Source organism: Bradyrhizobium sp. SZCCHNRI2009 (assembly GCF_032485115.1).
Classification (GTDB): domain Bacteria; phylum Pseudomonadota; class Alphaproteobacteria; order Rhizobiales; family Xanthobacteraceae; genus Bradyrhizobium.
In genome coordinates this window covers 41,644-54,975 of record NZ_JAUEUH010000001.1, presented here as the reverse complement: position 1 = coordinate 54,975, position 13,332 = coordinate 41,644, and the positions used below count along the sequence as shown (strand labels likewise).

Here is a 13,332-nt window from a genome sequence, read left to right as displayed (position 1 = left end):
GTCACCTGTTATCGAGCAGGCTTTGCCATGGCCGACACACACCTATCCAGTCCCGAGCTCTGGTCGTCGATCCAGCACGAGGCCCGGCGCATCGCCGCGGCCGATCCCGTGTTCAGCCTCGCCCTGTCGGCTGCAATCCTCGATCATTCTGATCTCGGCAGCGCCGTCGCGCAGCAGATTGGCATCCGCCTCGGCAGCGGCGATGCCGCGCGCGCCCGATTTGCCGCGGTCGCGCGCGAGGCGTATGCCGCCGCGCCTGAGCTCGTCGAGGCGGCGGGTCGCGACCTCGGGGCGATCGCGGCGCAGGATCCAGCGACGACGGCGCTGCTGCCGCCGCTGCTGAACTACAAAGGCTACGTCGCGCTGCAGGCGCATCGCGTCGCGCACTGGCTCTGGAGCAACGGGCAACCCGACCTGGCGCTCCTGATGCAGGCGGACTCGTCAACATCCCTGCAGGTGAGCATCCATCCCTCGGCGCGGCTCGGGACCGCGGTGTTTCTCGATCATGCCACCGGCATCGTCATTGGCGCCCACAGCAGCATCGGCCACGACGTCACCATTCTGCAGAACGTTACGATCGGACGACACGACGCGCTGCCCGGCCGCGCCCCGCGGATCGGCCGCGGCGTGCTGCTCGCCTCGGGCGCGACCGTGCTGGGCGACGTCGCGATCGGTGATTTTGCCAAGATCGGCGCCGGTGCCGTCGTCACCACCGATGTGCCGTCGGGCTGCACCGCCGTGGGCGCGCCGGCGCGGCTGACGAACTGCCCGGAGCAGCCGGTCCCAGCCTGACCACGACTCCTCGCGACCCCTGGGGCGGCCGGTTCTACAGCAATGTTTCAAGCTTGCCCGCGGTGACGGAGATCAGGTCGCGGATCTTGTCGCACTCGGCCGCAAGCGACGCGAGCGCCGGATCCGACCTGATGCACCGGTCCAGATTGTCGACCGCGCTTCGCCAGGCCTCCAATTCGCGCCGCAGCCGTCCGATCTCGCTGGCGACCACCGCATCGCGCCGCCGTTCTGCTTTCGCGCCGATGATCCGCAACGGGGCCCGGGCGGGAAATGCGAGGATATCAGCCACGGATCGCCCCGATGAGAAAGGTGGAATTCGGCGAAAGACGACAGGCGCATGACGTGCGAAGCGGCGACATTGCCTGCAACGGCGCGGCGGCCTGGATTGACAGGCCGCCGCGCGATCGGTGCTTTCCGGTCCGACCTCAAGCCGCGGCGCGCTCGGCCAGCGCCTGAGCCTCGGCCGCGGCGCGCGCCATGCTGGACGACATCTCGCTCGTAACGGTGCTCTGCTCCTCGACGGCGGCAGCCGTCGACGTCACATACTCGCTGACGTTCTGGATCGCCTGCTTGATCGAGCCGAGAGACGTGACGACGCCCCCGGATATATTGTTGAGACTGTCGATCTCGGTCGCGATCTTGTCGGTGGCGGTCTTCGCCTGGGTGGCGAGGTTCTTGACCTCGGAGGCAACGACGGCAAAGCCCCTGCCAGCTTCGCCGGCCCTGGCGGACTCGATGGTGGCATTCAGCGCCAGCAGATTGATCTGGCCGGTGATGTTGTGGATCATCTCGACGATGCCGCTCATCGACTGAGCGGCATCAGAGAGCCGCTGCGCCTGCGCATCGGCTGAGGTGACACGGTCCACCGCGCCCATGGCGGTCTCGCGCGACTTCGTCATGGCTTCGGAAATCTCCCGCACGGACGCGTTGAGCTCCTCCGCGCCCGCCGCCACCGATTCCATCATGGCGCGCACGCGCTCGTTGCCCATGCGAACGAAGACCTGCCGGGTGACGTCGGTCGCGTATTTGACCACCTTGAACGGCTTGCCGTTGAGGTCGAGGATCGGATTGTAGGAGGCCTGGATATAGACCTCCCGGCCGCCCTTGCCGATGCGCTTGTATTCGGCCGACTGGTACTGACCACGGTTCAGGCTGGCCCAGAAGTCGCGGTAGGCGGCGCTCTCCCGCTCGGACGGTTCGACGAACATGCTGTGATGCTTGCCCCGGATCTCGGCCAGCGTGTAGCCGAGCGCATGCAGGAAATTGTCGTTCGCGGTGATGACCGTACCGTCCATGTTGAACTCGATCACGGCCTGGGACTTGCCGATGGCCTCGATCTGGCCGGCGAGGTCGGCGTTCGTCAGCTTCTGCGCGGTGACATCGGTTGCGAACTTGACGACCCCGATTGGCCTGCCCGTCGCATCCAGCACCGGATTGTAGGTGGCAAGGATCCACACTTCCTTGCCGCCCTTGCCGATGCGCTTGTATTCGCCGCCCTGATATTCGCCGCGATTGAGAGCTGCCCAGAACTCGCGGTAGGCCGCGCTGTCGCGCAGCGCCGGTTCGACGAACATGCTGTGATGCTTGCCCTGGATCTCGTCGAGGCGATAGCCCAGCGCGTCCAGGAAATTCTTGTTGGCACTGACGATGGTGCCGTCGAGCTTGAATTCGATCATGGCCTGCGCGCGATCGATGGCGGCAAGCTTGGAGCCATCGGCCATGCTGCGCAGCTTCTTCTCGGTGATGTCGGTCGCGAACTTGACGACCTTCACCGGCTTGCCGGCGCTGTCGAGGACGGGATTATAGGACGCTTCGATCCAGATTTCGCGACCGCCCTTGCCGATGCGCTTGAACTCGGCGGCCTTGAGCTCGCCGCGGCTCAGCGCCGCCCAGAACTCGCGGTAGGCGGCACCGTCGCGTTCGGAAGGCTCCACGAACATGCTGTGATGCCTGCCCTGGATTTCCTCTAGCTGATAGCCGAGTGCGTTCAGGAAGTTCTTGTTCGCGGTGATGATCGTGCCGTCGAGCTGGAATTCGATCACGGCCATCGCGCGACTGATTGCTGCAAGCTGTGCTTCCGCGTCCGAGCGGCTGTTCGATCGAAACAACAAGGTAACCTCCAGATGAATAGTTCGTTTGCAGATGGTCGGCGGCGGTGACGATCGTCCCGCGCGCCCGGCGACATGTCTGCGCAAAAATTGATGCAACTTGTTCCACTCTCGTTAAAGCGCGTTGAGAATTCCGGCTTTTCCGTAGTTCTACCGCTGTGACATGACGTCCGACATACAATGACGTCACGCGGAAGCTGCGCTGCGGCCCCAGGATCGTCGACAATCGGGCGCGTGGCGCGGAGATCGTGGGGCGTCGCCTTGTTGGCGTGCAGCTCCTCTCCGAACAGCCGCACCAGCTCGCAGGACCTCGGCGCCGGGAGCAACCGCCACTGCAAGAACGCCTGATGCGCGCGGGCGATCACCGCGGTCCATCCGCCCTGGTGTCGTCATGCACCTGGGCCGGCGATCCTCCGATCAGCGGTGGTCCCGTTGGACGGCAGAGCTAGACCGCCTCGACCACCGCCTTCAAAGCGTCAGAGACCTTTGTGGCGAGCGTCGCGAGCGCCGCGTTCTCGATGGCCTGCATCGAGGCGACGGGATTCACGGCGGCGACCTCGACCCTCCCGCCGACATCCTGGACGATGACGTTGCAGGGAAGCATGGTGCCGATCCGGCTCTCCGCCTGCAATGCCTCATGCGCCAGCTTCGGATTGCAGGCGCCCAGGATGGTGTAGGGTCGAAAGTCGGCGCCAATCTTCTCGCGCAGCGTCGCCTGCACATCGATGCGGGTCAGAACGCCGAAGCCGCGTGCCTTCAGCTCGGCCGTCACCCGCTCGATCGCCGCGTCGAACGATAGATTTACCGCTTTGGCAAAATAGTAGGTCATGCTCGCCTCTTTCCGGCTGGTCTGCCGCCGCGTCGACGCAGTTCGTCGCACGCGGCGATCGGATCTGACGGCGGCACTGTTGCGCGTCCGTGCGGCGGGCACTTGATCGAGATCAGCGAAATGGCCGCACTTGCCGGACTCGCGCCAGCGCAGGCCCGGCCATCACGCCGGTTTGACGCCGGTCATTGCGGCCCGTGCATGAACGCCTGCATCTCTTCCGGGGTCAACTTGCCGTCCTTGTTGCTGTCCATGGCCTTGAAGATGCGCTCATGCGCCGCCTGGAATTCCTGCAGCGAGATCGTGCCGTCGCCGTCGGTGTCGACAAGTGCGAACACCATGCGCATCAATGCCGGGCCCATGACGCCGCCGCCCATCCCGCCGCGTCCCATCGGGCCGGGCATATGCCCCATCATGCCGCCGCCCATCATGCCGCCCATCGGCGAGCCGGTTCCCGGGGCCATCGCAGGCGGCTGCGTCTTCTGCTGATCCGGCGTGGTCTGGCTTTGCGCCAGCGCGGCGGCGGTGCCGCAGGCAAAAACCAGGGCTGATATCGTCAGTCGCAACATGGCTCGGCGCATGGAAGCCTCCTCGAATGCGTCATCACGCGCGACAAGTCCGCCGACCGGGCATCGATCCTATGAGGACCCTTCACGATTTCCTGTGTCCGCATGGCGGCACTGACGGCGCCGCGGATCACGCTGCGCTGATCCGCCCTACTCGTTTCGATCTACCGGCCGCAATGACAGTCTCGCGCGCCGCTTTCCTCATATTCATCGTGCAGGCGCACCCAATCGGAGAGGTTGCCGCGGCCGGTCTCGTTGCGGCCCTTGGGCGTGAGATCGAGATAGTGATAGGCGCCGATCAGGGGATCGCCGCCGCGGGAGCGGACCTGGAACGTGCAGAAGATGTTGCCGGCGTCGTCCTTGGTGAACACGGTCAGGCCCGGGAGTTCGGGCGACCTGCTCGTCAAGGGTGCGAAATTGTAGGCGGCCTTGCCCGTCGCGATCTGCTCGTCCGAGAACGAGACCTGAAAGTCGAAGTTGAAATCACTGCCCTCGGATGACACCCAGTCGAACGCCCAGCCCATGCGCGCCTTGAACGGCGCGATCTCGGCGAGCGGCGCACGCGACACGACGACCAGGCTGACGTCGTGGTGGCGGAGGTGCTGGTTGGCGCCGTCGATGTGGTCGCACAGAAACGAGCAGCCGGGACAGCGGTGCGGATCGCCCGGCGCCATCATGAAATGATAGACGATCAGCTGGCTCCGTCCCTGAAACAGATCGCCCAGGCTGACGGGTCCGTCCGCCGCCTGGAAGACATAGTCCTTCTCGACCCGGACCCACGGCAGCGCCCGGCGGGCGGCAGCCAGCGCATCGCGCTGCCTGATGAAGGCCTTCTCCTGGGCGAGGTGGGCGCGATGCGCTTCGGTCCATTCGTCCGCAGTGACTATTCTGGGGGTCATGTCTGGAGTCCTCCGTGTCCTTCGCAGAGGACGATGCAAGGTTCGGCGGTCCGACACCGACGCCATCTATTTTCTCGGCGGGTCATCGCAGCGCGGCCGGGTGCGGGGAACCGCGGATCGACCGGAAAAGGCCAGCGTCGGGCGCCCCCACTCCCATCTCAGACCGGCGTGCGCGGTCGACCTGATCCACCGCCCGCTCTCGTCCGTTTCGGGGCAGCCATGGCAGACGTGTCGGATCAGAGCAGTGACTCCCACAGCGGTCGGACCGAGCCGGCGCGCTGCCGCGGCTGCGGACAACCGGCGCGCGCGGTTCAGAGCATCCTGAACCCACGAACCGGCGAAGCGGCGCGTCTGTTCAATTGTACCGCCTGCGGATCTGTCAATTGGATGGACGACCGGCGGTGAGTACCGGTTCGGTCGCGGCTGGCTGCCGGCAAAAAACTGATCCGCGAGGAACAAACCTCGCATTCAGCCGTTTTCGATGTTCGCCTCCGGTCCTGAAGACCCGGCCTCAAGCCGATGGTCAGCTTCGCCATCGCGAACGGGTCAGGCATCCCATGACGATCCTGATCGGCCGGTTGCGGAAGGGCACGAGCTGAACACCATCGGCACCTCGGCGTTGGCTCGGCAGCGGCACGCGTGGCGCAACTCGTCGCTGAGCTGCGGCAACGCCTGGCGGAGGTTCGGTCTCGTCGCCGACCACGAGTATCAGTTCCCGATTAAGATGCTGCGCTCGCCGAAGCCCTCGGTCTCAGCTGTGAACCGGGTGCCTCAGGAGGTCGGCAGTCAGGGTGTTGCGGACATCCGCAGGAACCTTGTCACCATGTTCGATTTTGAGAAGGTCGGGGCTGCTGGAGGGTTCGATCCCGCATATCTCCACCAGATCGACGGCTCCCGCCTTCGGGTGACGGCAGATCAGGACGAACGAGATGCGCTTCTATGTGACAAGTCCTGGCGAAATGCGCGGCGATGGCGTCGATTTCGATGATGTCGAGACGGTGCTGATGCAGACGGCGGACACCGCGCTTGCAATCGCGCGCGACCGGCTCGATCCCTCCTCCACGAACGTCAGCCTCAAGGTCAGCTCCGATGACGGCGAGGTCGGGCATGTCACGGTTTCGGTGCTGATCGAGCGCGGTTGATCGCGAACCGGAGAGGTCCAAGACCGCAGCTCGCTATCAGCAGCTCCCGATCAGCCCCCCGTATCACGAGATGCGCGCCTGCGACCAGACGTGGTCCATCTTCACCGCATCGAGCGCTGTCGCCAGTTCGTCGATGCGATATGGCTTCGACAGGATGCGGACGCCCGCCTCCTTGGCGGCGTGAACGGCAGCGCCCGAATAGCCGCTGGTCAGCAGGATCGGCATGTCGCCGCGCCGTTTCTGAATCTCGCGCGCCAGCTCGACACCGTTCATGCCCCCCGGCATCATGACGTCGGAGAACACGAGATCGACGATTCGTCCGTCAGCCAGCGCACCGAGCGCCGCGGCGGCGCTGGAGGCGCGGGTCACCTCATAGCCAAGCTGGCGGAGCATCTCGCCGACGAGCGCAGCGACCTCATCGTCATCCTCGACCAGCAGCACGCGGCCTTCGTTGCGCCGGCGGGCCTGGGGCCGCTGCAGATCGAGGAGATGGTGCGGCTCCCTGGACGCCGCGTGCTCGGACCTCGGAAGGTAGAGGGCAATCGTCGTCCCCTTGCCCGGCTCGGAGTCGATGCGGACAGTGCCGCGTGACTGGGTGACGAATCCATAGACCTGGGCCAGCCCGAGGCCGGACCCTTTGCCGACATCCTTGGTCGTGAAGAACGGCTCGAACACCCGGACGCGAACCTCCTCCGTCATGCCGGTGCCGGTATCGATCACCGACAGGCGGACGTAGTCCCCGGCGATCTGATCGTCTTGCACGTTGCGGAGGTTCTCGGCCCGCACCACGATCGTGCCGCCGGTCGGCATCGCGTCGCGAGCGTTGACGGCGAGATTCAGCACGACGAGCTCGAGCTCGCCGGGGTCGACCTCGACGGGCCAGAGCGCATCGGGGAAATCGAACTCGACATGCACGTCGCCGCGCAGGCTGCGGTCGAGCAGCTCGCGCATGCCGCCGATCTGGCGGGCGATGTCGACCGGCTCGGGCCGCAGCTCCTGCCGGCGCGAGAACGCGAGCAGCTGGCGGGTCAGGCTGGCGCCCCGCTGCGCCGCCTGGATCATGCCGTCCATCAGGCGGCGACGCCGCGCCGGATCGCTCTGGCGGTCGAGCATGTCGAGCCCGCCGGAGATCACCATCAGCAGATTGTTGAAGTCGTGCGCGACGCCGCCGGTCAGCCGGCCGATGGCCTCGATCTTCTGCGTCTGGCGCAGGGTCTCCTCGACCCGCGCGCGCTCGGCCATCTCGATGCGAAGATGCTCGTTCGACTCCGCGAGCGCCCGCGTCCGCTCGACGACGAGTTGCTCGAGCTGCTGCGCCGCCTGCTCGCGCGCCTCGATGAGGGCGCGAATCTCGTATTGACGACGTCGCGCCCGCAGCGCGGATTGAACGGCGCTGGTGAGCGTGATCGGCTGGACCGGCCGTTCGAGCAGCGAGACATTGCGCAGCGCGCTTACCAGATTGCGCCGCCACGTGACGACGGCACTCTGCTCGCGGTGACTCGTGAGCACGATGAAGGGCAAATCGGACCAGGCCGGCTGCCGCTCGACCCATTGCGTGAGGGCGGCGGTGTCCTTTGCGAACAACCCTTCCTCGGCAACGAAGACCGTGCCCACGCCTGCGCTCAACTCACTGAGCAGCTGCGTGAGGTCAGAGCAGACGGTCGTCTCGATTCTTGCACTGCGGAGCAGCTCTGCCGATGCCGGCCCGTCCCGCCCGATCGGCGCGAAGACGAGGACGCGGTGATCTCGCTCAATGCCCATCCCGCACGTCCATGTCGGGGATATCCGTTCCGGTGAAGCGCGGATTGCCGGAAAATATTCCGCTGAATTCCTTGAGCGGCGGGCCGAGGGTGATGCCGGAGCTGCTCAGGCGAAACTCGCGGATGCTGTGCTCGTGGTGACCGCTGCGCTTCTTGACCACCGACAATGCGCGGCGCACCGCCCCTCCCACCTCGAAATAGCGCAGCATCAGCACGGCATCGCTGAGATAGCTGATGTCCAGCGGCGTATCCAACGGCCCGACCAGGCCGTGCTGCGCGAGCACCAGGATGGTCAGCACACCCTGCTGGCCGAGATAGGTCAGCAGCTCATGCATCTGCAGGATGAGAAAGCGCTCGTCGGGCATCGCGTTGAGATAGCCGTTGAGACTGTCGATGACGATCAGGCGGGCGCCGTCCTGCTCGACGCTCTGCCGAACGATGGCGCCGAATTCGCCCGGCGACAGCTCGGCCGGGTCGATCTGCTGGAAATGGATGCGCCCGGATTCCATATGGCGCTCGAGCGGCAGGCCGAGCGTCCGGGCACGGGCTTCCACGGTGCCGCGGCCCTCGTCGAACGCGAAGAAGACGGCGTGCTCGCCGCGCTGGGCCGCCGCGATCGCGTAGATCAGCGCCACCGAGGATTTGCCGACACCGGCCCCACCGATGAGAAGCGCATTGGTGCCGCGCTCCAGCCCGCCGCCCAGGAGCTGATCGAGCTCGGCGTTGCCGCTCGAGGTGAAATCGCCGGCGAAGGATCGGTGATGCTCCGCGGCGACCAGGCGCGGAAAGATCCTGAGCCCGCCCGAGGCGATCGTGAAATCATGGAAGCCGCCCCGGAACGAGATGCCGCGCATCTTGATCACGCGCAGCCGGCGGCGCTCCGCGCCATATTCGATCGCGAGCTGCTCCAGCATCACGACACCATGCGCAACCGAGTGGAGCTGCAGGTCGTCCTGCGAGGATGACAGGTCGTCGAGCAGGACGACGGTACAGTTGCGCTTGGTGAAGAAGTGCTTCAGCGCGAGCACCTGGCGGCGATAGCGCAGCGGGCTCTGGGCCAGCAGCCGAAGCTCCGACAGGCTGTCGATCACAACACGGCTGGGATTGATGCGCTCGACCTCGTTGAACATCAGACCGGTGGTCTCGCTGAGCTCCACCTCCGCCGGATGGAACACGGTGAGCTCGCGCTCAGGGTCGAGCGTCGTTTCCGGAGGCACCAGCTCGAACATGTCGACGCCGGCGAGCGACCAGCCATGGCGCCGCGCCACGACCTCCAGCTCGCGCCGGGTTTCCGACAGCGTGATGTACAGCACGCGCTCGCCACAACTTGCGCCCTTGAGCAGGAACTGCAGCGCGATGGTGGTCTTCCCGGTGCCGGGCCGGCCTTCATACAGATACAGGCGATTGGGATCGAAGCCGCCGCCGAGAATGTCGTCGAGGCCTTCACTTCCGGTGGAAATGCGCGGCAGATCCCTGGGCCCACCCTCGTCGCTTCCGCGAACAGGCTGCTCCGTCATGCATAAGCTCCGTCGTGACAATCGAGACGACGCCGCAGCGAACCCGACAATTCGGGGCTTCGCGACGACCCGATAGGAACACGGCGGATCCGCCTCGGGTTCCCCGGTTCCGTCTCAGGCGGGCGGTTCCACGAGATCGCCGTGGCGCGGGCCCCGTGCGTTGCGATGCCCGTGCGGCATCTCGCACGGCCGAGCCGATCGCACCTGCATTCTCAGCCGACGGCAGATCAGCTCCCACGGCCCACCGTGTCAGCCATCGTGGCGCCGCGGGTGCCAAGTGGCTGTGCGGCGCCGGTGGTGGTGTCGCGCCGGGTCTGATGCTCCAATTCGGCATCGAGCTCGGCACCGATCAGGATCACGATGGCGGAGATCCAGATCCAGGTCATGAAGCCGATGGCGGCGCCGAGCGAGCCGTAGGTCGCGTTGAAGCTGCCGAAATTCGCCGCATACCAGGAAAACAGCGCCGAGCCCGCGAGCCACAGCGCCGCCGCCAGCGCGCTGCCCCAACTGATCCAGCGCCATCTAGGCTCCTCGCGGTCCGGCCCGTAGCGATAGATCAGGGCCAGTCCGAGCGCGACGCAGATGAAGATCGCCGGCCAGCGGCCGATCCGCAGCACCAGGTCGCCGGCCCCGGACATGCCGAGATAGTTCAGCAGCACCGGGAGCACGACGACGGCGCCGATCGCAAGCAGCGCGAACAGGATCGCACCGCCGGTGAACAGCAGCGAAATCGCGTTCAGCTTGATGAAGCCGCGCCTCTCGGGCTCGCGATAGACGATGTTGAGTGTGTCGAACAGCGACTTCATCGCCGCATTGGCGCTCCACAGCGAGATCGCCAGGCTGACGAGGAAGGTGATGCCCAGCGCCTGACGGCCGTTGGCAGAGACGCGCGTCAACTGGTCGCGCGCGATGTCGATGGCGCCGCCGGGCATCACGCCCTGCAACTGTTCCAGATGTCCGGTGATTTTGGCCGGATCGGAGAACAGGCCGTAGATCGCCACCAACGCGGCCAGCGCCGGAAAGATCGCCAGCAGAGTGTAGAACGTCATGCCTGCGGCGAGCGCGACGATCCTGTGCTCGGTGACGTTTTCATAGACCCGGAACAGGACGTCCTTCCAGCCGCGCGCGGGAAGCTCCGCGGGCGAACGCGCCAGCCGGCCGTGTCCAGCGCCGGACCGGCGCGCGCCTCCCGAGCCTTCCGTCTGTTCGGGCCGCTGATCGAAATAGTGGATCAGGAACGCGAACCCGAGCAGAGCCAGCATCCCGCCGGTGCCAGGTGCGCGCGGGCGGCTCGCGAAAACGCTCGAAGAGTCGCGATGTGCGGCGTCTGACGTCTTGGATCGGCGAAACATGGGATCGGTCCATCACCAGCGGCCAAAAGCAACCGGAGCGGTGGACGAATGTTCCGGCATCACGCCATGACGCGCGTTGCCAAGCTCCGCAACGGTGGGCTCCTCCGATCTTCAAAAGGCCAACTCGGGCAAGCGCCAACATCCAGACAATTTCGTCGGCCTGTGAACGCGTCGCTGCGCCGCCGACACAAAACAGTTGATGTTGCGCGCGAGGAACGGGCCTGCGCCCCCTCGCGTTGCAATAGTACTTTTCAACGCAAGGATAAACGCATGCGCCGCCTGTTATTTGCCTCGCTGTCTGCCACCGCCGTCCTCGCGAGCTTCGCCGCGATCTCACCGGCTTCCGCCGCGCAAGACCGCTTCTGCCTGCAGGGCAGGATGTGGGGCTATCCGGGCAACTGTCAGTTCTCCACCTATCGTCAGTGCCAGGCGGCGGCCTCGGGGACCGATGCGGGCTGCGGCATCAACCCCGCTTACGCCTATGCCCGGCAGCGCGGCTACGACCCACGCTATTGACCGCGGGTCATTGCGTCAGCCCTCGCGCGGGGAATGAGCCGCGCGATCCATCCAAACCTGGCAACAATTGAAACATGGCTGGCGGCGACATCTCTGGCCGCCACGCCCCCCTGGCCCTGCTCTATTGCATCGCGCAACGGCACCATGATCCTTTGGCTCATGATCCGTTAGCTGTTGCGGCAAGTCCCATCCGAGGCCGACGGTCACGCGTCCTCTCCTCCTCCGCTGATACGTGCACGGAACATTGCGCCTCGCTGTTGCTTATACGGCGACCAATGTCGAACCGGAGGAGGATCATCATGGACGGACTGATTTATCTCGTGGGGTTGATCGTGGTCATCATGGCCGTTCTGTCGTTCTTCGGTCTGCGCTGAGACGACATCATGGCCATGGAAACTTCGCCGGTCGTCACATCACCCCTTTCAAGCGCGACGGCCGATAGCTGGACCCTGCAATGGACGCCGGTCGTTGCAGGAGCCCTGACCGCCGCCGCGGTCTCTTCGATCCTGATCAGCTTTGCCATGTCGGTCGGCCTCGGTGTCAGCTCCACCGCGCCGACATGGCGCGACGCCTCGGTGGCGCTCTGGCTCCTGTCCGGCCTCTATCTGGTGCTGCAGGCGCTGATCAGCTTCGGCTGCGGCGGCTACATGGCGGGCCGCTTGCGCGCAACGCACGGGCTTGCCGAAAGCGAAGATATCGAAAAGCGCGACGGCCTGCATGGCGTCTCAGCCTGGGCGCTGGCAGTCGTGCTCGGCGCTATCCTGGCCGTGCTCGGCGCGTCCGCGGCGACGCGGACCAATCCACTGACTGCGCCGGCGACGGCCAATGAACCATCGATCCTGAGCTATGAGCTCGACCATCTGTTCCGCGCGCCGCGGCGAGCACCCAGCCCGGATCTCGCCCCCGCACGCGGCGAGGCCGGCCGCATCCTGCTCACGGCGTCGAGCCACAATGGCGTCAGCCCGGAGGATCGCAGCTATCTCGTGCAGCTCGTCAGCGGCACGACCGGTCTCGCTGCTCCCGATGCCGAGCGGCGGGTGGACAGCGTGATCGCAGAAGCCAAGAACGCGATCTCGCGCACGCGCGCCGGCACCGTCATCCTGGCGTTCTCGGTGGCCACCGCGCTGCTGCTCGGCGCCGTCGCCGCCTGGGCGGCTGCGGAGAGCGGTGGCCGTCACCGCGACGGCAAGCCTGTCACCGGATGGATGCTGCACGCCAATCGCTTCAGCCGGCGGCGCGACATGTGGCGGCGGCCGATGTCGATGCCGGAATAGAGCACGTCAAGAACAGCGAGCGGCCCGACCCATCGCCGGGCCGCTACGCATTGTACCCCCGCCGCGAAAGACGCTCGCGCAATTTAGGCGAGCCGCAGGATCATCAGGTTCGCGTCGCTGCCATAGCTGCCGGTCGGATCCGCGGCGGCCGCCTTGTCGACCACAAATCCTTGCCTCTCCCAGAATGGCGTCGAGCCGTTGACGGCGATCAGCGACAGCGACTCCAGGCCGAGCGCACGCGCGTGTCGGATCAGTTCCTCGACGATCACGGTCGCCGAGCCGCTGCCGCGAACCGCGGGCAGCAAGGCGAGATCGTGGATGTAGTAGGTCGATGCAGCCGACGGAATGCTTCCGATCAGCCGGTTCAAGGCCGGCGGCCGGCCGAGATGCCAGGGATGGCTGAGCACATAGCCGGCGATGCCGGCGCCGGTCCCACGCAGCACGCGGCATCCATCAGGGTGGAGACGCAGACGCTCCGCGAAAACACTCCTGTCCTCGGGATAGTTCGGGTGCACGCGGGCTGCGATTCCATCGACGTCAGCAAGATCGCTTGGCGCCATGGCACGCCAACTCATGCGGT

General features: G+C 65.9%; 13 protein-coding genes. 4 read left to right on the top strand and 9 right to left on the bottom strand.

Features of this window, described 5'->3' with window-relative positions:
• The first annotated feature begins 27 nt into the window (after positions 1-27).
• The gene (locus QX041_RS00295) at positions 28-792 is read left to right on the top strand and encodes a serine O-acetyltransferase (RefSeq protein WP_316164230.1); all 765 of its coding nucleotides are present in this window, start codon (positions 28-30) and stop codon (positions 790-792) included.
• A 34-nt stretch (positions 793-826) separates the two neighbouring features.
• Here QX041_RS00295 and QX041_RS00290 read toward each other — a convergent pair whose 3' ends face one another.
• From QX041_RS00290 to QX041_RS00270, 5 genes are all read right to left on the bottom strand, one after another.
• Entirely contained in the window at positions 827-1,045 is a 219-nt protein-coding gene (locus QX041_RS00290) for a hypothetical protein (protein ID WP_316164229.1), read from the bottom strand.
• 172 nt (positions 1,046-1,217) lie between these two features.
• Positions 1,218-2,840 (bottom strand): PAS domain-containing methyl-accepting chemotaxis protein, encoded by a 1,623-nt coding sequence (locus QX041_RS00285; protein WP_315715483.1) that lies wholly within the window; start codon positions 2,838-2,840, stop codon positions 1,218-1,220.
• A gap of 505 nt (positions 2,841-3,345) precedes the next feature.
• Complete coding sequence (locus tag QX041_RS00280; protein ID WP_316164228.1) at positions 3,346-3,729, bottom strand: DUF302 domain-containing protein; 384 nt, start codon at positions 3,727-3,729, stop codon at positions 3,346-3,348.
• A 182-nt stretch (positions 3,730-3,911) separates the two neighbouring features.
• Entirely contained in the window at positions 3,912-4,307 is a 396-nt protein-coding gene (locus QX041_RS00275) for an EF-hand domain-containing protein (protein WP_316164227.1), read from the bottom strand.
• A gap of 149 nt (positions 4,308-4,456) precedes the next feature.
• Positions 4,457-5,191, bottom strand: coding sequence for a thioredoxin family protein (locus QX041_RS00270; RefSeq protein ID WP_315715480.1), 735 nt, complete (start codon positions 5,189-5,191; stop codon positions 4,457-4,459).
• Positions 5,192-6,120: 929 nt separating this feature from the next.
• Here QX041_RS00270 and QX041_RS00265 point away from each other — a divergent pair.
• A complete protein-coding gene (locus tag QX041_RS00265; protein WP_316164226.1) occupies positions 6,121-6,333 on the top strand; it encodes a hypothetical protein in 213 nt (70 codons plus the stop codon).
• Between the two features lie 63 nt (positions 6,334-6,396).
• Here the strand turns inward: QX041_RS00265 and QX041_RS00260 are convergent, their stop codons facing one another.
• From QX041_RS00260 to QX041_RS00250, 3 genes are all read right to left on the bottom strand, one after another.
• On the bottom strand, positions 6,397-8,094 hold the full coding sequence (locus QX041_RS00260) for a response regulator (RefSeq protein WP_316164225.1): 1,698 nt from the start codon (positions 8,092-8,094) through the stop codon (positions 6,397-6,399).
• Positions 8,084-9,610 (bottom strand): ATPase domain-containing protein, encoded by a 1,527-nt coding sequence (locus tag QX041_RS00255; RefSeq protein ID WP_316164224.1) that lies wholly within the window; start codon positions 9,608-9,610, stop codon positions 8,084-8,086. Before QX041_RS00255 ends, QX041_RS00260 begins: the two co-directional genes overlap by 11 nt.
• Positions 9,611-9,837: 227 nt before the next feature.
• Complete coding sequence (locus QX041_RS00250) at positions 9,838-10,872, bottom strand: YihY/virulence factor BrkB family protein (RefSeq protein ID WP_316164223.1); 1,035 nt, start codon at positions 10,870-10,872, stop codon at positions 9,838-9,840.
• A gap of 360 nt (positions 10,873-11,232) precedes the next feature.
• On the opposite strand from QX041_RS00250, the gene QX041_RS00245 reads away from it, so the two are divergent.
• Both QX041_RS00245 and QX041_RS00240 read left to right on the top strand, forming a co-directional pair.
• A complete protein-coding gene (locus tag QX041_RS00245) occupies positions 11,233-11,478 on the top strand; it encodes a DUF3551 domain-containing protein (RefSeq protein ID WP_315715474.1) in 246 nt (81 codons plus the stop codon).
• A gap of 383 nt (positions 11,479-11,861) precedes the next feature.
• Entirely contained in the window at positions 11,862-12,752 is an 891-nt protein-coding gene (locus tag QX041_RS00240; protein ID WP_316164222.1) for a hypothetical protein, read from the top strand.
• 83 nt (positions 12,753-12,835) lie between these two features.
• Here QX041_RS00240 and QX041_RS00235 read toward each other — a convergent pair whose 3' ends face one another.
• On the bottom strand, positions 12,836-13,312 hold the full coding sequence (locus tag QX041_RS00235; protein ID WP_316164817.1) for a GNAT family N-acetyltransferase: 477 nt from the start codon (positions 13,310-13,312) through the stop codon (positions 12,836-12,838).
• Between the last annotated feature and the right edge of the window lie 20 nt (positions 13,313-13,332).

Excerpts from the sequence above, each read along its gene's own strand:
- QX041_RS00260 (WP_316164225.1), bottom strand. The coding sequence starts at position 8,094 with ATGGGCATTGAGCGAGATCACCGCGTCCTCGTCTTCGCGCCGATCGGG.
- QX041_RS00235 (WP_316164817.1), bottom strand. The coding sequence starts at position 13,312 with ATGGCGCCAAGCGATCTTGCTGACGTCGATGGAATCGCAGCCCGCGTG.
- QX041_RS00275 (WP_316164227.1), bottom strand. The coding sequence starts at position 4,307 with ATGCGCCGAGCCATGTTGCGACTGACGATATCAGCCCTGGTTTTTGCC.
- QX041_RS00240 (WP_316164222.1), top strand. The coding sequence starts at position 11,862 with ATGGCCATGGAAACTTCGCCGGTCGTCACATCACCCCTTTCAAGCGCG.
- QX041_RS00265 (WP_316164226.1), top strand. The coding sequence starts at position 6,121 with ATGCGCTTCTATGTGACAAGTCCTGGCGAAATGCGCGGCGATGGCGTC.
- QX041_RS00280 (WP_316164228.1), bottom strand. The coding sequence starts at position 3,729 with ATGACCTACTATTTTGCCAAAGCGGTAAATCTATCGTTCGACGCGGCG.
- QX041_RS00270 (WP_315715480.1), bottom strand. The coding sequence starts at position 5,191 with ATGACCCCCAGAATAGTCACTGCGGACGAATGGACCGAAGCGCATCGC.
- QX041_RS00255 (WP_316164224.1), bottom strand. The coding sequence starts at position 9,610 with ATGACGGAGCAGCCTGTTCGCGGAAGCGACGAGGGTGGGCCCAGGGAT.
- QX041_RS00250 (WP_316164223.1), bottom strand. The coding sequence starts at position 10,872 with ATGCTGGCTCTGCTCGGGTTCGCGTTCCTGATCCACTATTTCGATCAG.
- QX041_RS00295 (WP_316164230.1), top strand. The coding sequence starts at position 28 with ATGGCCGACACACACCTATCCAGTCCCGAGCTCTGGTCGTCGATCCAG.
- QX041_RS00245 (WP_315715474.1), top strand. The coding sequence starts at position 11,233 with ATGCGCCGCCTGTTATTTGCCTCGCTGTCTGCCACCGCCGTCCTCGCG.
- QX041_RS00285 (WP_315715483.1), bottom strand. The coding sequence starts at position 2,840 with ATGGCCGTGATCGAATTCCAGCTCGACGGCACGATCATCACCGCGAAC.